The sequence below is a fragment of the Nonomuraea sp. IBHARD001 genome (assembly GCF_056106265.1).
The window spans coordinates 3,484,670-3,509,779 of the sequence record NZ_JBWBBW010000002.1; the positions used below are offsets into that span (position 1 = coordinate 3,484,670).

The 25,110-nt window shown below is 72.5% G+C and carries 27 protein-coding genes and 2 riboswitches; of the genes, 14 read left to right on the forward strand and 13 right to left on the reverse strand.

Features of this window, described 5'->3' with window-relative positions; translation table 11 throughout:
* Nucleotides 1-31: 31 nt before the first annotated feature.
* Nucleotides 32-577, forward strand: a complete 546-nt coding sequence (locus tag ACTWNK_RS18065) for a TetR/AcrR family transcriptional regulator (RefSeq protein ID WP_474305169.1) — start codon at nt 32-34, stop codon at nt 575-577.
* A gap of 58 nt (nt 578-635) precedes the next feature.
* Complete coding sequence (locus ACTWNK_RS18070) at nt 636-1,304, forward strand: DUF2306 domain-containing protein (RefSeq protein WP_474305171.1); 669 nt, start codon at nt 636-638, stop codon at nt 1,302-1,304.
* A gap of 51 nt (nt 1,305-1,355) precedes the next feature.
* On the opposite strand, the gene metE is transcribed toward ACTWNK_RS18070, so the two are convergent.
* Nucleotides 1,356-3,671: a 5-methyltetrahydropteroyltriglutamate--homocysteine S-methyltransferase gene (gene metE, locus ACTWNK_RS18075; protein WP_474305173.1), complete on the reverse strand. Its 2,316-nt coding sequence runs from the start codon at nt 3,669-3,671 to the stop codon at nt 1,356-1,358.
* A 132-nt stretch (nt 3,672-3,803) separates the two neighbouring features.
* Nucleotides 3,804-4,015: riboswitch (cobalamin riboswitch) on the reverse strand.
* Nucleotides 4,016-4,132: 117 nt separating this feature from the next.
* On the opposite strand from metE, the gene cobF reads away from it, so the two are divergent.
* On the forward strand, nt 4,133-4,891 hold the full coding sequence (cobF, locus tag ACTWNK_RS18080) for a precorrin-6A synthase (deacetylating) (RefSeq protein WP_474305175.1): 759 nt from the start codon (nt 4,133-4,135) through the stop codon (nt 4,889-4,891).
* 32 nt (nt 4,892-4,923) lie between these two features.
* Here cobF and ACTWNK_RS18085 read toward each other — a convergent pair whose 3' ends face one another.
* The 5 genes from ACTWNK_RS18085 to ACTWNK_RS18105 all read right to left on the reverse strand — a co-directional run bounded on the left by ACTWNK_RS18085 (nt 4,924) and on the right by ACTWNK_RS18105 (nt 7,153).
* Nucleotides 4,924-5,286, reverse strand: a complete 363-nt coding sequence (locus ACTWNK_RS18085; protein WP_474305177.1) for a hypothetical protein — start codon at nt 5,284-5,286, stop codon at nt 4,924-4,926.
* Nucleotides 5,283-6,047, reverse strand: a complete 765-nt coding sequence (locus ACTWNK_RS18090) for a (2Fe-2S)-binding protein (protein WP_474305179.1) — start codon at nt 6,045-6,047, stop codon at nt 5,283-5,285. Before ACTWNK_RS18090 ends, ACTWNK_RS18085 begins: the two co-directional genes overlap by 4 nt.
* Nucleotides 6,048-6,082: 35 nt before the next feature.
* Nucleotides 6,083-6,266: riboswitch (cobalamin riboswitch) on the reverse strand.
* Between the two features lie 47 nt (nt 6,267-6,313).
* A complete protein-coding gene (locus ACTWNK_RS18095) occupies nt 6,314-6,592 on the reverse strand; it encodes an EF-hand domain-containing protein (RefSeq protein WP_474305180.1) in 279 nt (92 codons plus the stop codon).
* Nucleotides 6,589-6,846: a hypothetical protein gene (locus ACTWNK_RS18100; RefSeq protein ID WP_474305182.1), complete on the reverse strand. Its 258-nt coding sequence runs from the start codon at nt 6,844-6,846 to the stop codon at nt 6,589-6,591. The genes ACTWNK_RS18095 and ACTWNK_RS18100 overlap by 4 nt, the downstream gene beginning before the upstream one ends.
* A gap of 76 nt (nt 6,847-6,922) precedes the next feature.
* A complete protein-coding gene (locus ACTWNK_RS18105; protein ID WP_474305184.1) occupies nt 6,923-7,153 on the reverse strand; it encodes a hypothetical protein in 231 nt (76 codons plus the stop codon).
* Between the two features lie 165 nt (nt 7,154-7,318).
* Between ACTWNK_RS18105 and ACTWNK_RS18110 the strand changes: the two genes are divergently transcribed.
* The 4 genes from ACTWNK_RS18110 to ACTWNK_RS18125 all read left to right on the forward strand — a co-directional run bounded on the left by ACTWNK_RS18110 (nt 7,319) and on the right by ACTWNK_RS18125 (nt 9,368).
* Entirely contained in the window at nt 7,319-7,477 is a 159-nt protein-coding gene (locus tag ACTWNK_RS18110) for a DUF3073 domain-containing protein (protein ID WP_474305186.1), read from the forward strand.
* 13 nt (nt 7,478-7,490) lie between these two features.
* Nucleotides 7,491-7,826 carry an ArsR/SmtB family transcription factor gene (locus ACTWNK_RS18115; RefSeq protein WP_474305188.1) on the forward strand — a complete coding sequence of 112 codons (336 nt, stop codon included), beginning with the start codon at nt 7,491-7,493 and terminating at the stop codon, nt 7,824-7,826.
* Between the two features lie 76 nt (nt 7,827-7,902).
* Complete coding sequence (locus ACTWNK_RS18120) at nt 7,903-8,517, forward strand: TetR/AcrR family transcriptional regulator (protein ID WP_474305190.1); 615 nt, start codon at nt 7,903-7,905, stop codon at nt 8,515-8,517.
* Nucleotides 8,514-9,368 (forward strand): NAD(P)-dependent oxidoreductase, encoded by an 855-nt coding sequence (locus ACTWNK_RS18125; protein WP_474305192.1) that lies wholly within the window; start codon nt 8,514-8,516, stop codon nt 9,366-9,368. Before ACTWNK_RS18120 ends, ACTWNK_RS18125 begins: the two co-directional genes overlap by 4 nt.
* Before the next feature lie 13 nt (nt 9,369-9,381).
* Here ACTWNK_RS18125 and ACTWNK_RS18130 read toward each other — a convergent pair whose 3' ends face one another.
* The 3 genes from ACTWNK_RS18130 to ACTWNK_RS18140 all read right to left on the reverse strand — a co-directional run bounded on the left by ACTWNK_RS18130 (nt 9,382) and on the right by ACTWNK_RS18140 (nt 14,725).
* Nucleotides 9,382-10,140: an SDR family NAD(P)-dependent oxidoreductase gene (locus tag ACTWNK_RS18130; RefSeq protein WP_474305194.1), complete on the reverse strand. Its 759-nt coding sequence runs from the start codon at nt 10,138-10,140 to the stop codon at nt 9,382-9,384.
* 70 nt (nt 10,141-10,210) lie between these two features.
* Entirely contained in the window at nt 10,211-11,005 is a 795-nt protein-coding gene (locus ACTWNK_RS18135; RefSeq protein ID WP_474305196.1) for a helix-turn-helix transcriptional regulator, read from the reverse strand.
* A gap of 42 nt (nt 11,006-11,047) precedes the next feature.
* Entirely contained in the window at nt 11,048-14,725 is a 3,678-nt protein-coding gene (locus ACTWNK_RS18140) for an nSTAND1 domain-containing NTPase (RefSeq protein ID WP_474305198.1), read from the reverse strand.
* Between the two features lie 232 nt (nt 14,726-14,957).
* Between ACTWNK_RS18140 and ACTWNK_RS18145 the strand changes: the two genes are divergently transcribed.
* Nucleotides 14,958-15,317: a hypothetical protein gene (locus ACTWNK_RS18145; protein WP_474305200.1), complete on the forward strand. Its 360-nt coding sequence runs from the start codon at nt 14,958-14,960 to the stop codon at nt 15,315-15,317.
* Between the two features lie 180 nt (nt 15,318-15,497).
* Nucleotides 15,498-15,734, forward strand: coding sequence for a hypothetical protein (locus tag ACTWNK_RS18150; protein ID WP_474305202.1), 237 nt, complete (start codon nt 15,498-15,500; stop codon nt 15,732-15,734).
* Between the two features lie 125 nt (nt 15,735-15,859).
* Here ACTWNK_RS18150 and ACTWNK_RS18155 read toward each other — a convergent pair whose 3' ends face one another.
* A complete protein-coding gene (locus ACTWNK_RS18155; RefSeq protein WP_474305204.1) occupies nt 15,860-17,059 on the reverse strand; it encodes an erythromycin esterase family protein in 1,200 nt (399 codons plus the stop codon).
* Between the two features lie 73 nt (nt 17,060-17,132).
* The gene (locus tag ACTWNK_RS18160; RefSeq protein WP_474305206.1) at nt 17,133-19,898 is read right to left on the reverse strand and encodes an AfsR/SARP family transcriptional regulator; all 2,766 of its coding nucleotides are present in this window, start codon (nt 19,896-19,898) and stop codon (nt 17,133-17,135) included.
* A 197-nt stretch (nt 19,899-20,095) separates the two neighbouring features.
* On the opposite strand from ACTWNK_RS18160, the gene ACTWNK_RS18165 reads away from it, so the two are divergent.
* Complete coding sequence (locus ACTWNK_RS18165) at nt 20,096-20,560, forward strand: nitroreductase family deazaflavin-dependent oxidoreductase (RefSeq protein WP_474305208.1); 465 nt, start codon at nt 20,096-20,098, stop codon at nt 20,558-20,560.
* 47 nt (nt 20,561-20,607) lie between these two features.
* Nucleotides 20,608-21,156, forward strand: a complete 549-nt coding sequence (locus ACTWNK_RS18170) for an NADPH-dependent F420 reductase (protein WP_474305210.1) — start codon at nt 20,608-20,610, stop codon at nt 21,154-21,156.
* Nucleotides 21,157-21,177: 21 nt separating this feature from the next.
* Here the strand turns inward: ACTWNK_RS18170 and ACTWNK_RS18175 are convergent, their stop codons facing one another.
* Both ACTWNK_RS18175 and ACTWNK_RS18180 read right to left on the reverse strand, forming a co-directional pair.
* Nucleotides 21,178-21,834: a response regulator gene (locus ACTWNK_RS18175; protein WP_474305212.1), complete on the reverse strand. Its 657-nt coding sequence runs from the start codon at nt 21,832-21,834 to the stop codon at nt 21,178-21,180.
* A gap of 5 nt (nt 21,835-21,839) precedes the next feature.
* Complete coding sequence (locus ACTWNK_RS18180; RefSeq protein WP_474305214.1) at nt 21,840-22,868, reverse strand: sensor histidine kinase; 1,029 nt, start codon at nt 22,866-22,868, stop codon at nt 21,840-21,842.
* A 181-nt stretch (nt 22,869-23,049) separates the two neighbouring features.
* Between ACTWNK_RS18180 and ACTWNK_RS18185 the strand changes: the two genes are divergently transcribed.
* The 3 genes from ACTWNK_RS18185 to ACTWNK_RS18195 are packed head-to-tail and all read left to right on the forward strand — an operon-like array spanning nt 23,050 to nt 25,105.
* On the forward strand, nt 23,050-23,319 hold the full coding sequence (locus ACTWNK_RS18185) for a cation:proton antiporter regulatory subunit (protein WP_474305216.1): 270 nt from the start codon (nt 23,050-23,052) through the stop codon (nt 23,317-23,319).
* Between the two features lie 44 nt (nt 23,320-23,363).
* Nucleotides 23,364-23,822, forward strand: a complete 459-nt coding sequence (locus ACTWNK_RS18190; RefSeq protein WP_474305218.1) for a CBS domain-containing protein — start codon at nt 23,364-23,366, stop codon at nt 23,820-23,822.
* Nucleotides 23,822-25,105: an ArsB/NhaD family transporter gene (locus tag ACTWNK_RS18195; protein WP_474305220.1), complete on the forward strand. Its 1,284-nt coding sequence runs from the start codon at nt 23,822-23,824 to the stop codon at nt 25,103-25,105. Before ACTWNK_RS18190 ends, ACTWNK_RS18195 begins: the two co-directional genes overlap by 1 nt.
* Nucleotides 25,106-25,110: the final 5 nt, after the last annotated feature.

A 25,110-nucleotide genomic window follows, 5' to 3' on the forward strand; every position in this document is an offset into this window, starting at 1 on the left:
CATGGTTGATAGTGAGTGTTTACTATCAACCATGGCGGAAGGGCGGCGTCCCCGGGTGGACGCGAGTCGGCGGCGGGAGCAGATCCTGCGGGCCGCGCTGGCCGAGTTCAGCCAGAAGGGCCTGCACGGCGGCTCCACCGTGGTGATCGCCCAGCAGGTCGGCATCTCGCATCCCAACCTGTTCCGCCTCTTCTCCACCAAGAAGGAGCTCTTCCTCGCCGTTCTCACCCGGCTGTTCGAGACGATCGACCGCGAGATGGTCAGGCGCGGCGGTGAGGCGGCGGCCGATCCCATTCCGGCGATGGCGAACGCCTGGGGCGTGCTGATGGACGACCGGGCGCTGATGCTGATCATGCTCCAGGGCTACGCGGCCTGCGACGACGACGACATCCGCGCGCTGATGACCCGCTCGACCCGGGAGGTCTTCGAGCGGGTCGAGGCCATGCCCGGCGTGGGCGAGGACAAGGCGCACCGCTTTCTCGCCGAGGGGATGTTCTACATGGTGGCGGCGGCGATGGATCTGCCCGCCCTGGCCGGGGAGGACGCGTGGGCCGAGCGTTTCCTGGCCTCGGGCTGAACCGTTTCTCTTTTTTTTCGGCGTTTGATAGTGACCACTCACTACATAGGAGAACGACATGACCACGACCGTCGCCGGGCGTACCCTCTGGGGCCTGTTAGCCCTGTTCGCCGCCGGTATCGCCGTCTTCGCCCTGCAGCCGTACCTGACCGGGGACCCCTCGCTCAGCAACATCCCGCTCAACACCGGCGTCGCGCCGCACTACCTGTCGCTCGTGATGCACGCGGTGCCCGGCGGCCTGGCGCTGCTCACCGGGCCGCTGCAGTTCCACGCCGGGCTACGCGGGCGATACCCCAGGGCGCATCGCGTGACCGGGCGCGTGTACATGATCAGCGTCGTGCTGGCGAGCGCCGCGGCGCTGTTCGCCGCCACCGTCTCCATCAGCGGCATCTCCGTGCAGGTCGCCTTCTACCTGCTGTCGGCGGCCTGGCTCTACAGCCTCTACCAGGCCTACCGCGCCATCCGCAGGGGGGACGTGCGCGAGCACCGGGTCTGGATGATCCGCAACTACGCGCTCACGTTCGCGGCGGTGAGCCTGCGCCTGTTCCTCATCGCCGGGATGACGGCCGCCCAGTCCTTCCCGCATCTGAGCTTCGACGAGGTCTACACGACGAGCGGCTGGGCCTCCATCGTGGTCAACTCCCTCGTCGCCGAGTACTTCATCGTGCACCGCATCCTGCTCCGCCGAAAGCCACGAGCCACCGCGGCGGCGTCCGGGTCCGCCTGAGGCTCGCGCCGAAGGCCCGGCGTGATCGTCTCGCGCCGGGCCTTCGGGGGGTCAGCTGTTCGTCTCGGCTCTGACCAGGCGGGCCGCGGCCGTCAGGCTCTCCAGCGAGGCCCGGGTCTCGGCCCAGCCGCGCGTCTTCAGGCCGCAGTCCGGATTGCCCCACAGCCGGTCGATCGGGATCGCGGCCAGCCCCTCGCGCAGCAGCGAGGCGACCTCCTGCACGCCGGGCACGCGCGGCGAGTGGATGTCGTAGACGCCGGGGCCGACCTCACGCGGGTACCCGGCCCCGGCCAGCTCGTGCGCCACCTGCATGTGCGAACGGGCCGCCTCCAGGCTGATCACGTCGGCGTCGAGGTCGTCGATCGCGCCCAGGATCTCGCCGAACTCCGCGTAGCACATGTGCGTGTGGATCTGCGTGTCCTCCGCGACCGAGGCCGTGGCCAGGCGGAACGCCTCGGTCGCCCAGGCCAGGTAGGCGGCCCTGCCGGAGGCGCGCAGCGGGAGCGTCTCGCGCAGGGCGGGCTCGTCCACCTGGATGACGGCCGTGCCCGCCGCCTCCAGGTCGGCCACCTCGTCGCGCAGCGCCAGCGCGACCTGCCTGGCGGTCTCGCCCAGCGGCTGGTCGTCGCGGACGAACGACCACGCCAGCATCGTCACCGGCCCGGTCAGCATGCCCTTGACCGGCCTGTCGGTCTGCGACTGCGCGTAGGTCGTCCAGCGCAGCGTCATCGGCTCCGGCCTGGACACGTCGCCCGCCAGGATCGGCGGCCGTACGTACCTGGTGCCGTAGGACTGCACCCAGCCGTTCAGCGTGGCCACATAGCCGGTGAGCTGCTCGGCGAAGTACTGGACCATGTCGTTGCGCTCCGGCTCGCCGTGCACCAGGACGTCGAGCCCGGCCGCCTCCTGGAAGGCGAGCACCTGCCTGATCTCGGCCGCGATCCGCTCGTCGTAGTCCGTCTCGCCGATGCGCCCGGCCCGCAGGTCGGCCCGTGCCGTACGCAGCTCGGCGGTCTGCGGGAAGGACCCGATGGTCGTCGTCGGCAGCGGCGGCAGCCCCAGCCGCTCCCGCTGCGCCCCGGCCCGCTTCTCGTACGGCGTCGCGCGACGCGTGTCGGCCTCGGTCACGGCCTCGGCCCGCGCGCGTACGGCGGGGTCGCGGGTGAGCGCGGAGGAGGCGCGTGCGGCACGGGCCGCCCTGTTGGCCGCGAACGACTGCGCGATCGCGTCCGGCCCCTCGGTCAGCGCCCTGGTCAGCGTGACCACCTCGGCGCTCTTCTGCGCGGCGAACGCCAGCCAGGCGGCGATCTCGGGATCGATCTCCGTCTCGGCGGCGGCGTCGACCGGCACGTGCAGCAGCGAGCAGGACGCGGACACGTCCAGGCGCTCGGCCTGGCCCAGCAGTGCGGCCAGGGTGCTCAGCGACTGGTCCAGGTCGTTGATCCACACATTGCGCCCGTCGACCACACCCGCGATCAGCCGCTTGCCCGGCAGGCCGCCGAGCGCCGTCAGGTCCTCCAGGTTGGCGGCGGCGGGCCCGGTGAAGTCGATCGCCAGCCCCTCGACGGGCGCGGCGGCCAGCACCGGCAGCGCCTCGCCCAGCCGGTCGAAGTAGCTCGCGACGACGATCTGCGGCCGGTCGGTGAGCGAGCCGAGCCGCGCGTAGGCGGAGGCGACCGCGTCGAGCACCTCGCGCGGCCGGTCCTGCACCAGCGCGGGCTCGTCGAGCTGCACCCAGGCGGCTCCCTCGGCCCGCAGTGCGGCGAGCACCTCGGCATAGACGGGCAGCAGCCGCTCCAGCAGCGACAGCGGGTCGAATCCGGGGTCGACGCCGGGCGCGGCCTTGGCCAGCAGCAGGTAGGTGACGGGCCCGACCAGGACCGGCCTGGCCGCGTGCCCCTGCGCGACGGCCTCGCGCAGCTCGGCGACCTGCTTGGCCGGATCGGCCGTGAACACGGTGTCAGGCCCGAGCTCGGGCACCAGGTAGTGGTAGTTGGTGTCGAACCACTTCGTCATCTCCAGCGGCGCGACCTCCTGCGTGCCCCTGGCCATGGCGAAGTACCCGTCCAGTGGGTCGGCCGCCACGGCCGCGCGGTGGCGCTCGGGCACGGCGCCGACCATGACGGTGGTGTCCAGCACGTGGTCGTACAGGGAGAAGTCGCCGGTGGGCAGTTCGGCGAGCCCGGCGTCGGCCAGGCGCCGCCAGGTGTCGCGGCGCAGCACGGCCGAGGTGGCATGCAGTTCGGCGGCGCTCACCCGGCCGGCCCAGTAGCCCTCGACGGCCTTCTTGAGCTCACGGTCGGGGCCCTGGCGCGGATGGCCGTACACGGTGGCCAGTGAGCCGGGGGAAGCAGCGGTGTCGGTCACGAAACTCTCCTTCGCGAGTCACGGGTGACCCCGACGGGTCCCGGGACGCGAAGGCACGACCGCGAGGCGGCGTGCGACGCCGCCGACCGGGTCAGCCGGCCCGCCCACGAGGCCATCGACGTCGCCGCGCGCGGACGCGCACGGGCAGTGGCAGGTCTTCGGACTCGTGGGCGTGCTGCTCGTGCCTAGTGGCCGTCGCTTCCCTGATCCGCGTGCGGATCCAGTGCATGTGACGGCGGTCGTTCCCACTCACCGCTGCGGGGCAGTCCCGGATTCACACCGGGTTCCCTCTTGCGACGCGCCTGCCCGGCTGGCAGGGCGAACCGACTGCACGCACCACCATAGGCCGCCCCGGCCCGAGCGCAAAGCCGGGAGCCCCGATCACCGCCCGGATCGGCGGGAGGGCGGAAAGCCGGGAGCCCGATCACTACCTCGATGGGCGGGAGGGCAGACTGTGCCGGGTGAAGCGAATCCTCATCATCGGCATCGGCGCCGGGGACCCCGGCCACCTCACCCTGCGGGCGGTCGAGGCCATCGCCTCGGCCGACGTGTTCTTCGTCCTGGGCAAGGGCGAGGCCAAGCACGACCTGCTCGACCTGCGCCGGACGATGATCGAGACGCATGCCCGCCCGCCGTACCGTGTGGTCGAGGCGGCCGATCCGGAACGCGACCGGACCACGCCCGCCTACACCGAGGCGGTCGAGCGGTGGCGCTCGCGGCGGGCCGGGCTGTACGAGGCGTTCGTCCGCGAGGAGCTGGGCGACGGCCAGGTCGGGGCGATCCTGGTGTGGGGCGATCCCGGGCTCTACGACAGCACGCTGGCCGGGATCGAGGAGGTGCTGGCCAAGGGGGAGGTCGCCTTCGAGTACGAGGTGGTCGCGGGCATCACGAGCGTGTCGGCGCTGACCGCCGCGCACCGCACCAGCCTGACCAGTGTCGCCAAGCCCGTGCACATCACTACCGGCCGCCGCCTGGCCGCCGAGGGGCCTGACGCCGACGACGTGGCGGTCATGCTCGACGCGCACTGCGCCTTCGCCGGGCTGGGCGAGGAGTACCACATCTACTGGGGGGCCTACCTCGGCACGCCCGACGAGATCCTCGTCTCGGGACCGGTGCCCGAGGTGGCCGAACGCATCAAGGAGTTGCGCGCCGCCGCACGCGAGCGCAAGGGGTGGATCATGGACACGTACCTGCTGCGACGCGTGACGCCCGGCGCGTAGGGGCTTGCCCGCCGGGCGCTTGCCCCTCCTCCTCACGCCAGGGGCAGGGTCCCGCGTTGCGGTCTGACCCGGCGTGGCGGGGTGAAGGCGTGCAGGCCGAGGATGTCGGGCATGGGGGCCAGGCCGGGACCGCCCGCCTCGATCCAGGCGGCGATGTCGCCGGCCGCGCCCGGATGGTTGACCAGGCCGAGCCACACCGGCCTGCCGCCCGCCGCCCTGCCCTCGGGCGAGGGCCGTACGACGACCACATTGGCCTGCTCGCACACGTCCAGGCACTCGCTGAGGCGTACCTCGGCGATCTCCGACAGCAGGCGCACCTGTTCGTCGTGGTCGAGCGCGGGCACCTTGCGTGTGCTGCCGCAGCAGCAGTCCCTGCAGACGGTCAGGCCGCTCATCGTCGTCCTTCGGGGGAGGGGCGCCATTGGGCGCTGCGGGTCGGCGGGTCGATCAGCGCGCAGTCGCCGCACATCCCGCCGCCGGGCAGCCGGTAGTACAGGCAGCACGTGCGCCTGACGAAGAAGGGCGCTCCGGGCACCGGCTGGATCAGCTCGCCGCCCCCGCGCAGCACGCCCAGCCCGAGCAGCTCACGCCCGAGCGCCGTGGCCCGCCCGCCGAGCCCCGGCCTGGCCAGCACCAGGGCGCGTACGGCTCCCGCAAGCGCCGACGCCGCATTGCCCCACAGCAGGCCGGGCGAGATCTTCACCACGCCGAGCACGGCCTGGACCAGCGGCGCCAGCAGGCCGGTGGCGACGACGCGGTAGAGGTGCGCCGCGCTCTCCCCGGGTGTGAAAGGGGCGGCGCGCCCGTCCAGCACGGCCACCCGCAGCGGGAGCATGCTGCCGGAGGCGGGACGCCAGTGCAGCAGGGCCGGGTCGAGCTCGACCAGCACCCCGTGCGCCACCGCCGCGCCGAGCACCGGCGACCAGGTGCGCGAGGCCAGGCCCTGGAACAGGATCGAGGCCGCCACCCTGCGCTCGGCGGCGCCCAGCCGCTCGGCGACCTCGTCGATCTTGGCGGCCAGCGGCCCCTTCGCGTCGTGCAGGTCGGTGAAGGGCCGCCAGCCCGGGGTGATCGGTGCGACGCCGAGTTCGAAGTAGGCGTTGACGGCCGCGACGTCGGCCATCGCCCGGTGCCTGACGGACGACACGGCGAGCACCGCTCCTCTCCTGGGGAGATCCGCCCCAATGCCGCTGAGGAGGCGACCGCGTGAGTCTCCTGGCTCTCGGGTCGTCGCTCGCCCCGGCCTTCCCGCCCGCCGGTGCGGGCAGTGGCATGCGCGGGGTCCGCTCGCCGATCACAGTGGCGGGACCGCACCGGATTCGCACCGGTTTCCTCGTTCCGCCGTCGCCTTCGCCGCCCATGCTCGCACATGCCTCATGGGCGGCCAAGGCCGGGCACCCCCGCATGCTCGACGCGGGAGCCTCAGGCGCGACCGCCGAGGTAGGAGTGCATCTCGGGGGAGTCCTCCAGGTAGTACCTCAGCCAGGTCGCCAGGTACTCCTCACGCGAGACGGCGCCGTCGCCGTCGGCGTCGATGGCGGCCGCCGAGGCGCGGGCCTCCTCGGGTGAGATGCCGGCGCTCTGCAGGAAGGCCCGGAGCTCGCCCTGGTCGATCGTGCCGTCGTCGTCGGCGTCGATCACCGCGAACTCCGCCTCGACGGCGTCGGAGAGGCCTGCGGCGAACGGCGCTCCGCTGCTCATGCCGCCCTCCATGGCGTGGATGAGCTCCTCGCGGGTGACCACGCCGTCCGCGTCGGCGTGCCGGCTGACGACCTCCCAGAAGCGCTGGTAGGGGCGTGGATCGCGACGCTCTTGGCCGAGTCGGGCGTCAGGCCTCCCGCCTGTGCGATGCCGGTGGCCAGGGCCGCCAGGTCGTCCGGCCCGATCACGTTGTTGCCGTTGGCGTCGAACAGGTCGAACGTCCTGCCGTACCTGAAGGCGGTGGACTCGATCATGGTCGTTCCCTTCCTGTCGATGCATGCGCGGACAGTCATGGACTGATTGCTCCGAGTATCCATCGTGGAAGGGGTGTCAGTCGTCGCTTGAGGTGCGTTCGCCGAGGTAGGCGAGCAGGGCGGGGTCGGCCGAGTCGAGGTGTGCGGCCTCCTCGCCGCCGTCGCAGCGGCACAGCGAGAGCCTCACGCGGCCCTCCTCGCGCAGCAGGACGCGCCAGGAGCCGCCGAAGTCCTCCCAGCGCCGGAGCTCGGCGACGTCCGGCGCATGGTTTTCCGGCGTGTGGTTTTCCGGCGTGGGGATATTCACTCTTCCATCATGGGCCAGGTATCGTGTGCGGTAGTTGCAGACTTCTTCAAGTCATGAAGTCGTCAGCGTGTTGGCTAGGATGGGGCCCATCGGCACTAGATGAACGGCTCCCGCCCCGAACAGCCGGGCAAGGCGGTGGGGTGGGCCGCGTGAGGAGCGCAGAGCATGGGACGGGGCAGGGCGAAGGCCAAGCAGACCAAGGTGGCCCGCGAGTTGAAGTACACCAGTCACGACATCGACCTCGAGCAACTGCGCGAAGAGCTGACAACGCCCGACACCCGCCAGGAGCAGGGCGCCTCCACGCCTCCTCTCGACCGCCGATGAGGCCATGCCCCTCATGACCGAACCGCTCTACCGGGCCAAGGCCGAGTTCTTCAGGACGCTCGGCCACCCGGTGCGCATCCGGGTCCTGGAGCTGCTCCAGGACCGGCCGCGTCCCGTGCACGAGCTGCTTGAGGAGATCGGTGTCGAGGCCTCCAGCCTGTCGCAGCAGCTGGCGGTGCTGCGACGCACGGGCCTGGTGGCCGCCACCAGGGACGGGTCCACGGTCGTCTACTCGCTGAGCATGACGGATGTCGCCGAGCTGCTGAACGCGGCCCGGCGCATCCTGGCCGAGATGCTCAGCGGTCAGGGTGAGCTGCTGGCGGAGCTGATGGCCGAGCAGACCGCCTGAGGGGAGCCCCGCCTGATGGGCGTCGCGGATGTGGAATGTTGACTGATCGTTCCAGATCTGGAGTAGGGTGGTGCGCATGGCGCGCACCAGAGAGTTCGACACCGATGCCGCCGTCGACGCCGCGATCGGCGTCTTCTGGCGCAAGGGATACGCGGCGACCTCCATCCAGGACCTCGTCGAGGCGACGGGGCTCGGCCGGGGCTCGATCTATGCCGCGTTCGGCAGCAAGGACGGCCTCTACGAAGCCGCGCTGACCCGATACGCCGAGCGCTCCTCCGCCGATGTCGCCGCCGTGGTCGGCCGGGCGGCGCCGGTGGCCGAGGTGCTGCGCGATCTGCTGATCGGCCTGGTCGACGACACGGTGCGCGATCCCGGGCGGCGCGGCTGCCTGATCACCAACACCGCCACCGAACGGCTCCCGCACGACCCCGTCGCCGCCGCGATCGTCGGCGGCGCCCTCGACCGCAACGCCGACGCCGTCACCGCCGTGCTGCGCCGGGCGCGGGAACGCGGTGAGCTGCACCCGGACGTCGATCCGGTCGCGACGGCCGATCTCGTCGTGACCACCGTGCAGGGCCTGCGCGTGCAGGGCAAGGCGGGCGCCGACAGGAGACGGCTCGTTGCGGTGGTCGACCTTCTTCTTTCTGTACTGTTCGTTAAAGATTCGCGCGAAAACGGGGAAACGCAATGACCACAGTGGCACTGCTCGGCACCGGCCTCATGGGCGAGCCGATGGCCCGCAACCTGCTCAGGTCCGGCCTCCGGGTCAGGGTGTGGAACCGCACGGCGGCCAAGGCCCTCCCGCTGGGCGACGAGGGCGCCTTCGTCGCCCAGGACCCCGCCGACGCCGTACGCGGGGCCGATGTCGTGATCACCATGCTCAACGACGGCGACGCCGTGCTCGACGCCATGACGGCGGCGGCCGGAGGGCTGTCGGCCGGGCAGGTGTGGGCGCAGATGAGCACCGTGGGAGAGGCGGCCGTCGAACGGCTGGCCGCCTTCGCGGGCGAGCACGGCCTGGTGTTCGTCGACGCGCCGGTCCAGGGCACCAGGCAGCCGGCCGAGGCGGGCACGCTCGTGGTGCTGGCCGCCGGGCCCGCCGACCCCCGCCTTGGACCGGTGTTCGACGCCGTCGGGTCCAGGACGCTGTGGGTGGGCGAGGCGGGCGAGGCCACCAGGCTCAAGCTCACCACGGTCGCGTTCGGTATCACGCTGACGACCGTGGTCGGGGAGGTGCTCGCCCTGGCCGAGGGGCTCGGCGTCGATCCCGCCCTGTTCGGCGAGGTCGTCACCGGCGGCCCGATGGACAGCCCCTACCTCCAGGCCAAGCTGAAGGCCGTCCTGTCGGGCGACTACACGCCCAGTTTCACCGTACGCAACGCCGAGAAGGACACCCGTCTCATCGCCGAGTCCGCCAACGCCGCGGGCGTCGCGGTGGACCTCGTCGAGGCCGCCGGGGCGCGCCTGCGCCGTGCCGAGTCCCTGGGGCACGGTGGACAGGACATGGCGGCGGCGTACTTCGCCGGGTTCAAGCAGGGGTGAGCCCCCGCTGTCGTCATCCTCCGGCCGTGACCAGGCCGCCGTCGATCACCAGATCCTGCCCGTTCACATAGGACGCCTCGCCCGACGCCAGGAACGCCACCGCGGACGCCACGTCGGCGGCGGTCCCGAGGCGTCCGGCCGGTACCCTGGCGACGACCCCGGTCCCGGCCTCCGGGGTGACGTTGGCGTGGTACATGTCGGTTTCGATATAGCCGGGGCTGACGGAGTTCACCCGGATGCGCCGCGGAGCCAGTTCGGCCGCGAGGGTGTGGGTCAGGTTGTGCACGGCGGCCTTCGTCGAGGCGTACAGCGACGCCCCCGGCAGGCCCCGGGTGCGTGTCCACGAGGCGTTGATCACGATCGAGGCGTGGTCGGTCAGCAGGGGAAGCGCCTTCTGCACGGTGAAGAAGACGCCCTTGAGGTTGACGCCGATCACCTGCCCGAACTCCGCCTCGCCGATCTCCTCGAACGCCTGGAACCCCGCCACCCCCGCATTGGCGAACAGCACGTCGAGCCGGCCGTACCCGGCGCGGATCACACCGACGAGGCCGTCGAGGTCGGCCAGGTCCGAGACGTCCCCCGGTACGGCCAGCACGCGGTCGCCGCCCGCCAGGGAGCGAAGCGCCGAGTCCAGTCGCGCCCGGTCGCGGCCGGTGACCACCACGTGCGCGCCTTCGGCCAGCAGCCGGCGTGCGACGGCCAGCCCGATGCCGGTGCTGCCACCGGTGACCAGGGCGACCTTGTCCTGAAAACGCGAAGCGATATCTGTCATGCGCCCCACCCTGCCGCCCCCGCCACGCCCCAACCAGTGCGCAGTCAACCTGTGAGCCCCACCACCACCCTCAGCCTTCCCCCTGCGGCTGGTACAGCTCCAGGTACCAGCCGGGGTGGTCGACGACGGACAGGGTCGTCATGTCGAAGATCAGCTCACCCGCCTCCGGATGCCGCACGGCCTTGACGGCATGGGCGGGCACGCCCACCTCGTGCCTGGCCCACAGGGCGGCGAACTCCTCGCTGAGCGTGCTCAGCTCCGCCACCACCCGCGCGTACGCCGGATCACCGGGCGCGTGCGCCGCGTCGGCGCGGAAGGCGGCGACCACCGAAGGCGCCGCCGACGCCCAGTGGGCGTGCATGGCGCGATATCTGGCATTGGTGAAGAAGGAGATCAGGCAGTTGTGGTCGTCGTCGCCGAACCCGAACACCTCGCGGGCGGCGTCGTTGACGGCCAGCAGGTTCCAGTACCTGTCGCGCAGCAGTGCGGGGCCGCTCGTCCAGGCGTCGAGCAGCCGCCGCAGCGGCGGTGTCACCTCGGCGCCCGCCGCCACGCCGGGCCCGGGCGGGTGGTGCCCGGCGAGCACGTACAGGTGGCGGCGCTCGGGCTCGCTCAGGCGCAGGGCGCGGCCGACGGCGTCGAGCACCTCGGCCGAGACGTTGATGTCACGCCCCTGCTCCAGCCAGGTGTACCAGGACACGCCCACCCCGGCCAGCACGGCGACCTCCTCGCGCCGCAGCCCCGGCGTGCGCCGCCTGCCCGCCTCGGCGATGCCGACGTCACGCGGGGTGAGCCGCGCCCGCCGGTTGCGCAGGAAGTCGCTCAGCAGCTCACGGCGGCGCAGGGCTTCGGGGGTCCGGCTCATCGGCCGTCGTGGTGGCAGGTCACACGTCATCGTAGAACGGCGTCACGGACACGGCGGACGGTAGGGCAGGCCGGAGAAGTAGCGGCGCCACTCGGCGGGGCTGAGGGCGGGCCTGGTCTCGGCGCACACGCGGACGGCTCCGGCCGACGGGTCGACCGGCCACAGTCTGGCGGTGTGGTCCTGGCCCGCCGTGGCGAGGAAGCGCCCGTCGGGGCTGAAGGCGAGGGAGTAGACGCGGTCGGTGTGCCCGGTGAGGGTGGCGATCGGCCTGACACGGCGCGGGTCGCGTACGTCCCACAGCCTGGCGGTGCGGTCGAGCGAGGCCGTGGCGAGGGTATGGCCGTCGGGGGAGAAGGCCACGGCCTGCAGGGCGTCGGTGTGGTCGGTGAGCTCGGCCAGCGGCCTGATCGCCGACGGGTCGCCCACGTCCCAGAGCGTGGCGGTGCGGTCGAGCGAGGCCGTGGCCAGGGTTCGGCCGTCGGGCGAGAAGGCGATCGCGCGCATCTCCTCCGGCTGCGTGGGACCGGTCGCCAGGCGGATCGGCCTGCGCGGGTCGGTGACGTCCCACAGCACGAGGACGACGGCGTTGACCGTCACCAGCCTGCGGCCGTCGGGGGAGAAGGCCAGCGCCATCGCGCCGTTGCCGCCCTCGCGCACCGAGCCCGCGGGCCTGGGCCTGGCCGGTTCGGTGAGGTCCCACAGGCGTACGACGGGATCGCTCGGGCTGGCGCTGGCCAGCAGGGTGCCGCGCGAGGTGAAGGCCACCGCGCGGATGCCCTCCTCGTGTGCGGCGATCGTGGCCAGCGGCGAGGGCCTGGCCCGGTCGGCGACCCGCCACAGCCGCACGGTGCCGTCGATGCCGCCGGTCGCGGCCATGGCGCCCGAAGGGGCGAAGGCGACCGCCTCGACCTGGGCGGTGTGACCGCGCAGCCGGGGCAGCGCGGCAGGCCGGTACGGCGTGGCGACGTCCCACAACCTGGCCGTGAAGTCCTCGCTCCCGGTCAGCAGCGTACGCCCGTCCGGACTGAAGGCGACGGCCGACAGCGCCTCGGGATTGCCGCCGAGCACGGGACCGGGCAGCCGGGTCAGCAGCGTGCTCCCGTCGAAGGCGGCCGAGGCGAGCATCCCGCCGTCCGGCCGGTAGGCCAGCGCCCACACCACGTCGGTGTGTCCGGTCAGCACCGGGGCGGGCGCGCGGGGCGCGGTGAGGTCCCACAGCCTGACCGTGTGGTCCCACCCGGCGGTGGCCAGCTGCCTGCCGTCGGGGGAGAAGGCCACCGCCTGCAGCGGCCCGCTGTGCCCGCCGAGCACACGCGGGCGGCGGGGGTCCGCCACCTCCCACAGCCGGGTGCGGTGATCCCAGCCCGCCGTGGCCAGCAGCCGCCCGTCGGGGCTGAACGCGACGGCCGTGACCTTGGCGTCGTGGCCGCGCAGCCGTTCGCGCAGGCGGGGGCGGCGGGGGTCGGCGACGTCCCAGAGCGCGGCGGTGCCGTCCTCGCCCGCCGTGGCGACCAGGCCCGCCGAAGGATGGAAGGCGACGGCGGTGAGCGCGGCGCCGTGCGCGACGACGGTGGCCAGCAGCCGGGGCGTGCCCGCGCGAGAGAGGTCCCACAGCCGCAGCATCCCGTCGCTACCGGCCGAGACCAGCATGCGCCCGGTCGCGTCGAAGGCGACGGCGAACACCGGCGAGGCGTGGGCGTCGAACGAGACCAGCGGCGTCGGCCGCCCGGACCCGGCGACCCGCCACAGCCGCACGGCGCCGTCGTAGAGCCCGGCGGCCAGCACCCGGCCGTCGGGGGAGAAGCGCACCGACTCGACGTCGTCGCCGAGCCCGGTCAGGGTGGCGAACGCGGTGGGCGGCCCGGCGTCGTGCACCCGCCACAGCCGGACCGCACGGTCGTCGCCGCCTCCGGCCAGCACGCGGCCGTCCGGGCTGAAGGCGACCGTGTTCAGCTCGTGGCCGATGCGGTCGCTCAGCGGCGTGGTGAACGCGCTCAGCAGGCTGCCGCGCGCCTCCCGCGTCGGGGTGAGCCGGTAGGCGGCCAGGCTGAGCTGGGCGGCCAGGCGGGAGTCGGTCGTGCGCAGCTGGATGGCCAGATCGGCCACACGCTGGGACAGGGCGGTGTTGCGCTGGGCGGTCGCGACGGCCTGCTGGCCCGCGGCGTACCAGGTGGCGGCTGCGGCGATCATGACGAGGGTGGTGAGCACGGCGATGAGCGCGCGTGCGCCGAGTGCGCGGCGTGCGGCCTGGCGGCGTTCGCGGGCGCGTGCGGCCAGGGCGGCGTGCAGGAACGCGGCCTCCAGCGGGTTCAGCGCCGGGTCGTCGCGCGCCGCCCATTCGGCCGCGGCCTCCAGCCTGACGCCCCGGTACAGAGCGCCGTGGTCGCGGCCGAGCGCCTGCCAGGTCTCGGCCGCCTCGCCCAGGTCGTGGTGCACGCGCAGGCCCTCGCGGTCGGCCGCCAGCCAGGCGCGCAGGCGTGGCCAGGAGCGCAGGAGCGCCTCGTGGCCGATCTCGACGCCGTCGTGGCCGAGCACGAGCAGCCGCGCCGATGCCAGGTGCTCCAGCACTTCGGAGGTGGCCTCGTCGCCGCCGAGCCGGTCCCTGCCGACCCGGCGTTTGGTGGCGGCGGCGTCCTCGCCAGGCACGGTCAGGCGCAGCAGCAGCCGTCTGGCCAGCTGCCTTCGCTCGGGCGGCAGGCGGGTGTAGGCGCGTTCGGCGCTCTGCGCGAGCGCGCCGTCGATGCCGCCCGCCGCCTCGTAGGCGTCGAGGGTGAGCGTCACGCCCCTGCGCCGCCGCCAGGTCTCCAGCAGCACGTGCGACAGCAGCGGCAGCACGCCGTCCTGGCCCGCCGCCTCGGCGACGACCCGGGTGACCAGGGCGCCCTCGACCACGTACCCTGCGTCGCCGGCCGGCCGTACGACCACCTGGCGCAGCTCGTCGATGCCCATCGGGCCGATCGGCACGTGGGCGCGGCGCAGGACGCCGAGCAGGGCGGGCTCGGCCAGGCAGTGGCCGTAGAAGTCGGCGCGCACGCCGATCACCACGCGGTGCGCGCGTGCGGCCTCGACGAGCGCGGTGACGAAACGGGTGCGTTCGCCGGGGTCCTCGCAGAGCGTGAACACCTCCTCGAACTGGTCGACGACGATCAGCGTCTCGGCGTCGTCACCGGGCGGCATCCAGTCGCGGGCCGGGGTCGCTCCCGGTGTGAGCAGCACGACGCGCCACGGCCGCGCGCCCGCCAGCACCCGCGCCTGCAGCCCGGCCCGCAGCACCGACGACTTGCCCGCGCCCGAGGCGCCGAACAGGGCGACGAACCGCTGCTCGCCGAGCCTGGCCAGCAGCTCCTCGACCAGTTGCTCGCGGCCGAAGAAGCGCGCCGCGTCCCCGGCCTGGAACGCGGCCAGCCCGACATAGGGCGCCGGTCTGTCGCCCTGGCCTGCTTCGGGCGGGTCGCTCGGCCGCTCGGCCAGCTCACGCCAGCGCCGCTCCCACCCGGCCGGGTCGCCGTCGCAGGCGCGCACGTAGGCCAGGGTGACCGCCAGGGTCGGCAGCCGCCGCCCGGACGCCGCCTCCGACAACGTCGCCGCCGCGTAGTGCGCCCTGCGGGCCATCTGCCGGTAGGTCGGCTCGCCCGCCTTGCGGCGCAACGCCCGTAGGTCGGCTGCCATGCGCAGGATGTCCGGGTCGTCGCCGTCCAGCGGGCGTTCGGGCCGCGGCATACCGTCTCCCCCGTCGCGATCGCGCTGTTCGGGGCCTGTCCTGCCACCGGCCCCGAGGCAGCTGTTCAGGGCGTCCCTGTGCTCCCCCTGCCTCCACTGAACCCCGAGGATTTCGCCTGATCAACCCCGGGCGGTTGTCCGCCGTTGATTGATCGGCGTCACGGCCCCGAATGCGATCAATCACAGCGTGCTACATCGGCAGGGAGAGGTTTTCCGTCACGAAGGAGTGCACATGCGCAAGATCATGCTGGGTGCGGCCGTCCTCGCCGCCGTGCTGGCCTCGGCCGTACCCGCCTCCGCGGCGAGCGCGCCCCTGCCCCCCGAGGGCGAGCGCGTCGTCGAGATCACCGGACCGACGTCCGCGCTCGCGTCGTGGAACTGCTACGGCTTCCACTCGGTCAACGACAACCACGGCTGGGCCGGAGGCTGCTCGGTGGCCTCGGGCGAGATCCGCACGATCACGTACTGCAGCGACGGCTCCAACCGCCTCGGCGGCTGGATCGGGGCCAGGCCGAACCCATGGTACGTGTACGGCGACTGCGGCTCGGGGGCGTACGTGTCCTGGCCGGTGGGGATCCAGTCGAGAGGCTGACGGCGCCGGGGCGCGCGAGGAGGGCGTTCGGGCGCTCCTCGCGCGTTTCCCGGTGCATGGCGGCTTTACGGTGCTGATTGGCAGTCGTGAATCTTGTCGGCATTCGAAGGGCGGGACAAGACTGAGGTCATCGGAGTTCCGCGAACGAGAGGCAGGCAGCACATGTTCCGACGTAGCCTCGTGGCTTTCGCCATTTCCTCGGCCGTTCTTTCAGGAGTGGCCCTGACCAGCGCCGTTCCCGCTTCGGCCGCCGCCTCCCAGGTGTCGGCGAGCGCGCTCGGCTGGCGATATTCCGGCCTGAGTTTCTCCACCTACCGCGAATGCAACGACGAGGGGAAGTTGTTCGGCGCGCCCTGGCACTGCACCGAACATCTGCCCGGGGTATGGCGCCTCTACATTTGGGAGGACTGGGCGTAGGAGTCGTAGACGTAATACACGCGTATGACGGCCATGGTGCTTCCTTTCGCGGTGCGGACGAGTCCATGGTCGTCACGCGGCCGCGCCTGCCCCAACGATTCGGCCCCGCTCGAATCGTGTGACGCTCAGTCCCTCGGCACGTCCCTGACGAACACGACGCCGTCGCAGGTGTCCAGGTGCGCGGGTTCGAGCGGGAAGTACCCGAACCACGGCGACACCCGCTCCACCGGCGGCTCGCCCGCGACCGCCGCCTCCAGCAGCCGCGCGTCGAGCACCGCCCTCTCGTACGGCAGGCCGTACATGAGCGACTCCAGGGTGCCGGGCGGCGGCGTGCCGACGCCGTGGTGTGCGATCGTGCCGACGGCCATGGAGACGAAGGCGTAGCCGGAGCCGAGACGCTCGTGTGCGATGGACCCGGCGCTCCACCAGTCGAGGGCCATGCCGCCCATCACCATGTCGCTCCTGTGCAGTTGCAGGTGCCGGTTGTGCGCGAAGGCCATCGTGGGGCCGCGTTCGGCGACGGCGAGCAGGTTGGCGGCCATCATGGCGTCACGCAGGCGTGCCAGCCTGCCCAGGCGGATCGGGGAGTCGTCGGCCGTCCAGTGGTGGTAGCGCAGCAGGCCGAGCGCGGTGCGGGCATACAGGCGGGCCCGATGCCACTGTTCGGGGGTGGAGGTCGCGACCAGGTGCGGCGTCTCGGTGTCCAGCATCGTGGCCAGGTCGTCGGCGAGCAGGCGCAACCGCCGCGCCTCGGCCGATCGCCCGATCGACAGGGTGGGGTCCATGGCGGCGGCGGGGTTGCTCCAGCGCTCGTCGGGGCCGAGCAGGTCATCGAGCGTCTCGGCCGTACAGGGCAGCAGGTGGGGCGCCCTCGCGGCCAGGTAGTCGTGCAGGGCCAGGAGCGCCTGGCGGGGGCTCGCGCCGCCCGTCATCTCCAGCGGACCGTCGAACCCGGCGAAGCGCACGTGCTCGGCGGCCGGACGCTCGCTGTTGTGGGCGCGCATCCAGCGGACGAGCTCGCGGTTGGCCGCCGACGCGCCGAGCCCGTGGCTGAAGCCGCGCCCGACGACGTCGTCGAGGTCGCCCTCGCCCGAGGTGACGTAGTCGTCGACGACCAGGCCCATCAGGCAGTCGCTCTCGATGGTGATCGTGCGGTAGCCCTCGTGCTCGGCCAGGTGCCTGAAGAGCTCGTTGCGCAGGTCGAGCAGGACGTCGGCGCCGTGGGTCGGCTCGCCCAGGGCCAGCAGGGCGGGCCGGCCGGGCAGCAGCCTCATGACGGCCGCGGGATCGAAGGAACGGGCGGTCTCGGTGATGTCGATTCCCATGCCTTCAACGGTATCGTTGAAGTACTTCGTTGAGACTTATCCGGCTTTTTGCCACGATGCAGGCCGCAAACCCTCAACTCCCGAGACGGGTGAGCAGTGCGCGCACCTCGTCGGCCTCGGGCACGCCGAGCTCCTCGTACAGGCGCAGGGCCTGCTCGCCGTGCCGTCCGGCGAGGTCGGGGCGGCCGAGCTCCAGGTGCGCGCGGGCCAGGCCGTCGTGCGCCCTGGCCTGTTCGGGCCGGTTGCGGGTGGCGTCGGCGAGGGCCAGGGCCGAGGTGTGCTGCTCGATCGCGGACTCGGGACGCCCGGCCGCCTCGGCCAGGCCGTTGAGCGCCGCGGCCTCGTCGGCGTCGTTGCCGAGAGTGCGGTACAGCTCGGCGGCCTGCCGGTGGCGGGCACGCGCCGTCTCCAGCTCGCCCTGGTGGCGCAGCACCACGCCCAGGTGGTTGAGCACCAGGGCCTCGCCCGCCGGATTGCCGACCTTGCGGTGCAGGGCGAGCGCCACGTCGAGGTGGCGCCTGGCGTCATCGGAACGGCCCTTGCGGTTGAGCGCCACCGCCAGGATGCCCAGCACGTGCGCCTCGCCCCAGGTGTCGCCGCCGACCCTGGTCAGGTCGAGCGCCCGCCGCAGGTGCGCCCCGGCCTGCTCGTCCTGACGCCTGCGCAGCGCCACATTGCCGAGCGTGAGCAGCGCCCTGGCCTGCTCGTACGGCTCGTCCGACAGCTCCAGCGCCTGGCCCGCGTGCTCCTCGGCCTTCTCGTACTCGCCCAGCCGCCAGTACGCCAGGCCCAGGTCGGACAGCGCACGCGCCTCGAACACCCGGCGGCCGAGCGTGCGGCTGCGCCGCAGCGACAGCTCGTGCAGCCTGACGGAGTCGTCGTGGTGGGCGTTGCGCTCCAGGTAGGGGCGCATGGCCAGGGCCAGGAAGCCCAGGCAGACCTCGGGCCCGTGCACCGCGGTCTCGATGATGTTGGCGCGTTCGGCGTCCAGCCAGTCGATCGCCTCGTCCGCGTCGCGGATGGGCGCGATCGGCGCCATGGGCTCGGGGATGCCGGTCCGCTGGCGCACGGTGTGCGGGAACAGGTGGTCCATCGCGGCGTGCGAGCGGTGCAGGTAGTGCAGCAGCAGCCGGATCAGCGCCTCGTCGTCCCCGCTGCCCGCGTGCGAGCGCGCGTGCTCGCGCAGCAGGTCGTGCAGGGTGTAGCGGCCGGGTTCGCGCTGCAGCAGCATGTGGGCGTCCAGCAGGCTCTCCAGCAGGTCCTCGGCCTCGTCGTCGGCGAGCCCGGCCAGCGCGGCGGCGCCGTGGACGTCGATGTCCCTGCCGGGGGCCAGGCCCACCAGGCGGAACATGTGCTGCTCGGCCTCCGACAGCTGCTCGTAGGAGACGGTGAAGGCCGCCGACACGCCGTCCAGCAGCCGCCTCTGGTCGCGCAGCCGGTCGGCCAGGTAGGCGACGCTCCAGCGCGGCCGGTGCTGCAGCCGCGCCGCCGAGAGCCGGATCGCCAGCGGCAGCAGCCCGCACAGCCGCAGCACCTCCCCGACCGCCTCGGGCTCCTGGGCGGCCCGCTCGCCCACGATGCGCTCGAACAGCAGCACGGCGTCACGCTCGGGCATGACCTCGACCGAGAGCGGCCGCGCCCCCTCCAGCTCCACCAGCCGCCGCCTGCCCGTGATCAGCACCAGGCTCCCGGCGCCTCCCGGCAGCAGCGGGCGCACGTGCTCGGCGTCGAGGGCGTTGTCCAGCACGACGAGCACCCGGCGACCGGCCAGCTCCGCCCGCCACAGCGCGCTGCGCTCGTCGGCCGTGCCCGGGATGCGCTCGGCGGGCACACCGAGCTGGCGCAGCAGCGCCTCCAGCGCCGCCGAGGCGTCGATCGGCTGTTGCCCGGCCGTGTGGGCGCGCAGGTCGATGAACAGCTGACCGTCGGGATAGCGCCCGGCCAGGCGATGAGCCACGTGTACGACGAGCGCCGTCTTGCCGACGCCCGCCATGCCGTCGATCGTGACGACCGTGCCCTGCCCGTCGGCCAGCCGGTCCAGCTCGGCCGACCTGCCGGAGAAGTCCGGGATGTCGTAGGGCAGGAAGGTGGAGCGCCGTACGGCACGCGGTGGCGCCTGCGGCTCGGCCGCGAGCAGCTTGGGGTCGTCGGCGAGCACGGCGCGTTCCAGCTCGGTGAACGCGTGGCCGGGGTCGAGGCCCTGCTCGTCGGCCAGTGCGGTGCGGTAGGCGCGGGCGGCGGCCAGCGCGTCGGCCTGGCGGCCCGAGCGGTGCAGGGCCAGCACGAGCGCGCCGTTGAGCCGCTCGCGCAAGGGGTCGGCCGCCACCAGTTCGGCCAGCTCGTCCAGCAGTTCGGCATGGCGGCCGTCGGCCAGCTCGGACTCGGCCAGCCGTTCCCAGGCCGAGAGCCGCCGGTCGTGCCACAACGCCCGCGCGCCTTCGGCGTAGTAGGCGCTGACGTCGGCGAACGCCTCGCCGTTCCACAGCGCCAGCGCCTCGCGCAGCTCGCCGGCCGCGACCAGGTCGGTGAACAGCTGCGTGTCGAGCGTGCCCGGCTCGGGCGTGACGACATAGCCTCCGGCCTGTGTGCGCAGGATGTCGGCGGCGTCGACGCCGCGCAGCGCCCTGCGCAGGGCCGTGATCGAGGCGTGGATCTGCGACCTGGCGGTGTCCGGCCGGTCGTAGCCCCACATCGCGTCGATGAGCCGCTCCAGGCTGATCACCCGTCCGGCGTTGAGCAGGAGATAGCCGAACACCGCCCGATGACGTGGGGCGATGCCGGTCAGCGGCTCCCCGTCCGAGATCATCTGCACCGGCCCGAGAAGGGTGAAGCGCAACATCTTTCCCCCATTGCCTTCACATCGCGCACGCATCGCGAATCTATCAACCCCGACTTCCATCCTCATTCCTACCAGCAACCCGCAAAGGACGCCGAACCCCGCGAGAGGGAACGAACGTCAGCAGGATTCGAGAAGCGCACGCCCCTCTCACCTGCCTAGCGTGAAGGCCACCGCACGGAGCAGACAGGAGCACACCGATGAGCAGCGACCCGCAGACCCCCACCCGCAAGAAGGGCACGCCCGGCGCCTTCTCCCGCTGGATGCAGCGCACGATGAACGCCCGCGTGAACCGCAAGATCCGCAGCGGGAAGGGCACGTTCATGGGCATGGACGCGCTCATCCTCAACACCGTCGGCCGCCGGAGCGGACAGCCGAGGCAGACCCCGCTCGCCTGGTTCGCCGACGGCGAGAACGCCTGGCTGATCGTCGCCTCCGGCGGCGGCACCCAGCACCCCGACTGGCACGCCAATCTGAGCGCGCACCCCGAGCAGGTCTCCATCGAACTGCCGGGCCGCCCCGCCCTGCCGGTCACGCCGCACGTGCTCGACGGGGCCGAGCGCGAGCGCGCGTGGAGCGAGATCGCCGCCGCCCAGCCGCGCTACGCCAAATACCAGAGCAAGTCCGAGCGCCGCTACCCGGTCGTCCGTCTCACCCCCCGATGAGCCCCGCGGCCCTACCGTGGTAGGCCGGACCCCCACGAGGAGACCCCATGGAGATCGCCGTCATCGGCACCGGCAACATCGGCAGCACGCTGGGCAGGGCGCTGAGCGCGACGGGCCACACCGTGAGGTACGGCTCGCGCAGGCCGCAGGGCTCGGTGCGGGAGGCGCTCGACGGCGCCCAGGTGGTGATCGTCGCCATCCCGGGCCATGTCGTCGCCGACTTCGCCAGGACACACGCCGCCGCACTGGCCGGAAAGACGGTCATCGACGCGGCCAACTCCTTCGACGGCGGCCCCGTGCACCACGCGGCCGTCTTCGCCGCCCACGCGCCCGGCGCGCACTACGTCCGGGCGTTCAACGCGCTCGGCTGGGAGGTCTTCGCCGAGCCCGCCTTCGACGGCGTCGTGGCCGACCTGCTCTACTCGGCCGACGAGGCCGACCGCGAGGTCGTCGAGCGCCTCGTCGGCGACGTCGGCCTCAACCCGGTCTACCTGGGGCCCGGCAGGCACGACCTGCTCGACCAGCTGCTCATGGTGTGGTTCGGGCTCGTCGACGCCATGGGCAAGGGCAGGCGCCTGGCGCTGAAGGTGCTGTGAGGCGGCCGGGGCGAGGCCGGGTCAGGGCTCGATCAGGCCGATGCGGATGGCGTAGCGGGTCAGGTCGAGCCGGTCGCGCAGGCCCAGCTTGGCCAGGATGTTGGCCCGGTGCCTGTCGACGGTCTTCACACTGATGACGAGCGTCTCGGCGATGTCCTTGGCGCTGTTGCCCTCGGCGATCAGCTTGACGATCTCCTCCTCCCTGGGGGTGAGGATGGTGTCGGGCAGGCGCTCGCCGAGCCGGTCGCGGTGCAGGTACTCGCGGATGAGCGCGGTGACGGCGCCCGGGTAGAGGAACGGCTCGCCGCGCATCGCCGCGCGGCACGCCTCCAGCAGGTCGCGGTCGGCGACCGACTTCAGCACATAACCCGACGCCCCGGCCTTGAGCGACTCGAAGAAGTACTGCTCGTTGTCGTACATCGACAGGATGAGGATCCTGATGCCCGGCGCCCTGCGCGAGATCTCGCGCGCGGCCTGGATGCCCGTCATCCGGGGCATCGCGATGTCGAGGATGGCCAGGTCGACCTGCTCGGGCACGGCGGCCTCCACGGCCTGGGCGCCGTTGTCGGCCTCGGCCACCACCCGCAGGTCCGGCTCGGCGTCGAGGATCAGCCGCAGCCCCTGGCGTACCAGGGCGTGGTCGTCGGCCAGCAGGATCCTGGTCGGGGGACGGGACACGGGCACTACCTCCGGCGGCCGGGCGGGGAAGCGGACAGGGGGACGGCCAGCCGTACCTCGGTGCCGCCTTCGGGGCCGGGCAGCAGGCTCAGCGTGGCGCCGACCAGCAGGGCGCGCTCGCGCATGCCCCTGATGCCCGCGCCCTCGGGATGCGTGCCGCCCGTGCCGTCGTCGCGCACGCGCAGCACGAGCGCGTCGCCGTCGGTCACCAGCGACAGCTCGACCCTGGTGGCGGCGGCGTGCCTGGCGACGTTCGTCAGGCTCTCCTGGGTGATGCGGTAGAGCACCAGCTCCACCTCGCCGCTCAGCGCGGGCAGCTCCGCCTCGATGTGCCGCAGCACCGGAACACCGCTGAGCTGCGAGAAGTCACTGCCGAGCGCACTGAGCGCACTGTGCAGCCCGAGATCCTCCAGCACACCGGGCCGCAGCCTGCGCGCCACCTGGCGCACCTCGTCGAGCGTGGCCCTGACATTCTCCTGTACGGCGTGCAGCTCCTCACGCAGGTGCTCGGGGGAGCGGTCGAGTGTGCGTTTGAGGCCGAGCAGCACCACGGTCAGGCTCTGGCCGATCTCGTCGTGCAGCTCGCGGGCGATGCGCTGGCGTTCGGCCTCCTGGGCGGCCAGGGCGTGGGCGCTGCTGGCCGTGCGCTCGGCCTCGAGGCGGTCGAGCATGGCGTTGAACGTGCCGATCAGATGCGCCAGGTCGCCGTTGCCGCTGGCGGCGAGCCTGCCGGAGGGCCGCAGCAGGTCGACGCGCTGCATCAGCGTGGTCAGCGCGTCCAGCGGCGCGAGGCTGGCGCGCAGCAGCAGCGCGTTGGCGGTCAGGATCAGCGCCAGGCCGACGACCAGCACCGGAACCTCGGCCAGCAGCACCGGCGAGGACACGGTGGCGGGCGAGAGCGCCAGCACCAGCGTGCCGGCCGCGAACACCAGGCCGTTGATCACGAACAGCCGCCTGAACAGCGCCCTGACCGGCCCGGGCGCCCTGGCCAGCCCCAGCCGCCCGACCTTCGCCCCGCCGATGCCCTCGTCCATGCTCCTACCCTCCCCGCAGGTGGCGAGGTTTGTCCATTCGGCCAGACTCCCAGGTCACGGCCCCGGATGCGGGTCGCACGCCGCCGGAGATGGGTGCCGGCTCCCATGGTGGCGGGTCGGCCGCACCGCCAAGACTGGAGACGACCCCGGGGAGGACAGCGACGAAGGGAGCGGCGCCACCATGGACATCACGCCGAGCACCGTGCCGGGCACCGGCACCGTGTATCGCCTCAGGACCAGGCAGGGGCAGTGCTTCGGCGTTCTGGTCGACACCGAGGGCAGGCGCAGCCTGCTCATCGACGACGACCACGGCGACGACGAGGCGACCAGCATCCTGATGGACGGCGACGAGGCCGACCAGGTGGCGCAGATCCTGCACAGCCGCTCGGTGCCCGACCGGCTCACCGCACTCGAACGCCGCCTGGCCGAACTCACCGGGAGGTCCACGTGATCTCGCCGCAGACCGCTCGCCGTCTCGCCCGCACAGGTGGTGCCATGCAAGCCCGTGACATCGTCGTCAGCCTGCCCACGGTGACCGTGCACGACCCGGTCGCCAAGGCCGTCATGGTGATGGTGGTGGGCCGGTTGCCCGGCCTCGTCGTCGTCGACGAACGGCGCAGGCCGCTGGCCGTGCTGCCGGGCAGCCAGGTGTTGCGGATGGCCGTGCCCGTGCCCTTCCAGGAGGACCCGGCGCTGGCCAGGACGCTGGACGAGGCGCACGCCGACCTGTTCTGGGAGGAGGTCGGCACGCTGACCGTCGGCGACTGCCTGCCCGAGCGCCCGCCCAGGCCCGCGATCGTGGCGCCCGACGCGAACCTGCTGGAGATCGCCGCCGCCATGGCGAGGCTGCGCAGCCCGCTGGTGGCGGTCGCCGGGCCCGGCGGCGTGCTGATCGGCGCCATCACCCTGGAGCGGCTGCTGACCAGCCTGGCCGTTGCGGGTCCCACCGGCTGATGAGCGCCTTCGCCGCACTGGCCGTCTTCGTGGTGGCCTTCTTCTTCATCGCCACCGAGCGCTACGACAAGGTCAAGGTGGTGCTCGTCGCCTCGGCGGCCATGGCCGTGCTGGGGCTGATCCCCGGCGCCGAGGTGTTCTTCTCCGAGCACGAGGGCATCGACTGGAACGTCATCTTCCTGCTGTTCGGCATGATGATCATCGTCGGTGTGGTCAAGCAGACCGGACTGTTCGACTATCTGGCCATCTGGGCGGCCAAACGCTCGCGGGGCAGGCCGTACCGGCTCATGGTCATGCTCATGGCCATCACCGCCGTTGCCTCTCCCTTTCTGGACAACGTCACCACGATCATGCTGGTCGCGCCGGTCACCGTGATGGTGTGCGACCGGCTGCGCATCCCGGCGCAGCCGTACCTCATCGCCGAGGTGCTGGCCTCCAACATCGGCGGGGCGGCCACGCTCATCGGCGATCCGCCGAACATCATCATCGGCAGCAGGGCCGGGCTGACGTTCAACGACTTCCTGGTGCACATGGCGCCGATCGTGGTCGTGGTCTTCGTGGTGTTCGTGCTGTTCACGCGGGTGCTGTTCCGGCGCTCGCTGCGGCACAACGGCGAGCACGTCGCCTCGGTGATGGCGTTGCAGGAGCGGCGTGCCATCACCGACCCGCGGCTGCTGCGGCGCTGCCTCATCGTGCTGGCGCTGGTCGTGGCCGGGTTCGCCCTGCACTCGGTGCTGCACGTCGATCCCTCCATCGTCGCGCTGGTCGGGGCCGGGGTCATGGTGGCGGTGTCGGGCGGCGGTGCGCAGGAGGCGCTGAGCGAGGTCGAGTGGCCGACGCTGGTCTTCTTCATGGGGCTGTTCGTCATGGTCGCCGGGCTCGTGCACACCGGCGTCATCGCCACGCTCGGCGGCTGGGCCGTGGACGCGCTGGGCGACGACTACTTCGTCGCCGCCACCGCCCTGCTGTTCGGCTCGGCCGTCCTGGGCGGCTTCTTCGACAACATCCCGTACGTGGCCACGATGGCGCCCATCGTCGAGGGCGTGGTCGCCCAGACGCCCGACGCGCACACCGGGCAGGCGCTGTGGTGGGCGTTCGCGCTGGGCGCCGACTTCGGCGGCAACGGCACGGCGGTCGCGGCCAGCGCGAACGTCGTCGCACTCGGCATAGCGGCCAGGAGCGGGCACCCGATCTCGTTCTGGCAGTTCACCAGGTACGGCCTCGTCGTCACGGCGCTCAGCACGACGATGGCGTGGGCCTACGTCTGGCTGCGCTACTTCTGACCGGG

Bases quoted from the DNA above. Each gene is read 5' to 3' on its own strand.
- ACTWNK_RS18065 (WP_474305169.1), top strand. From the start codon at position 32: ATGGCGGAAGGGCGGCGTCCCCGGGTGGACGCGAGTCGGCGGCGGGAG.
- ACTWNK_RS18070 (WP_474305171.1), top strand. From the start codon at position 636: ATGACCACGACCGTCGCCGGGCGTACCCTCTGGGGCCTGTTAGCCCTG.
- ACTWNK_RS18085 (WP_474305177.1), bottom strand. From the start codon at position 5,286: ATGAGCGGCCTGACCGTCTGCAGGGACTGCTGCTGCGGCAGCACACGC.
- ACTWNK_RS18095 (WP_474305180.1), bottom strand. From the start codon at position 6,592: ATGAGCAGCGGAGCGCCGTTCGCCGCAGGCCTCTCCGACGCCGTCGAG.
- ACTWNK_RS18100 (WP_474305182.1), bottom strand. From the start codon at position 6,846: ATGATCGAGTCCACCGCCTTCAGGTACGGCAGGACGTTCGACCTGTTC.
- ACTWNK_RS18110 (WP_474305186.1), top strand. From the start codon at position 7,319: ATGGGACGGGGCAGGGCGAAGGCCAAGCAGACCAAGGTGGCCCGCGAG.
- ACTWNK_RS18115 (WP_474305188.1), top strand. From the start codon at position 7,491: ATGACCGAACCGCTCTACCGGGCCAAGGCCGAGTTCTTCAGGACGCTC.
- ACTWNK_RS18120 (WP_474305190.1), top strand. From the start codon at position 7,903: ATGGCGCGCACCAGAGAGTTCGACACCGATGCCGCCGTCGACGCCGCG.
- ACTWNK_RS18125 (WP_474305192.1), top strand. From the start codon at position 8,514: ATGACCACAGTGGCACTGCTCGGCACCGGCCTCATGGGCGAGCCGATG.
- ACTWNK_RS18130 (WP_474305194.1), bottom strand. From the start codon at position 10,140: ATGACAGATATCGCTTCGCGTTTTCAGGACAAGGTCGCCCTGGTCACC.
- ACTWNK_RS18135 (WP_474305196.1), bottom strand. From the start codon at position 11,005: ATGAGCCGGACCCCCGAAGCCCTGCGCCGCCGTGAGCTGCTGAGCGAC.
- ACTWNK_RS18140 (WP_474305198.1), bottom strand. From the start codon at position 14,725: ATGCCGCGGCCCGAACGCCCGCTGGACGGCGACGACCCGGACATCCTG.
- ACTWNK_RS18145 (WP_474305200.1), top strand. From the start codon at position 14,958: ATGCGCAAGATCATGCTGGGTGCGGCCGTCCTCGCCGCCGTGCTGGCC.
- ACTWNK_RS18155 (WP_474305204.1), bottom strand. From the start codon at position 17,059: ATGGGAATCGACATCACCGAGACCGCCCGTTCCTTCGATCCCGCGGCC.
- ACTWNK_RS18160 (WP_474305206.1), bottom strand. From the start codon at position 19,898: ATGTTGCGCTTCACCCTTCTCGGGCCGGTGCAGATGATCTCGGACGGG.
- ACTWNK_RS18165 (WP_474305208.1), top strand. From the start codon at position 20,096: ATGAGCAGCGACCCGCAGACCCCCACCCGCAAGAAGGGCACGCCCGGC.
- ACTWNK_RS18170 (WP_474305210.1), top strand. From the start codon at position 20,608: ATGGAGATCGCCGTCATCGGCACCGGCAACATCGGCAGCACGCTGGGC.
- ACTWNK_RS18180 (WP_474305214.1), bottom strand. From the start codon at position 22,868: ATGGACGAGGGCATCGGCGGGGCGAAGGTCGGGCGGCTGGGGCTGGCC.
- ACTWNK_RS18185 (WP_474305216.1), top strand. From the start codon at position 23,050: ATGGACATCACGCCGAGCACCGTGCCGGGCACCGGCACCGTGTATCGC.
- ACTWNK_RS18190 (WP_474305218.1), top strand. From the start codon at position 23,364: ATGCAAGCCCGTGACATCGTCGTCAGCCTGCCCACGGTGACCGTGCAC.
- ACTWNK_RS18195 (WP_474305220.1), top strand. From the start codon at position 23,822: ATGAGCGCCTTCGCCGCACTGGCCGTCTTCGTGGTGGCCTTCTTCTTC.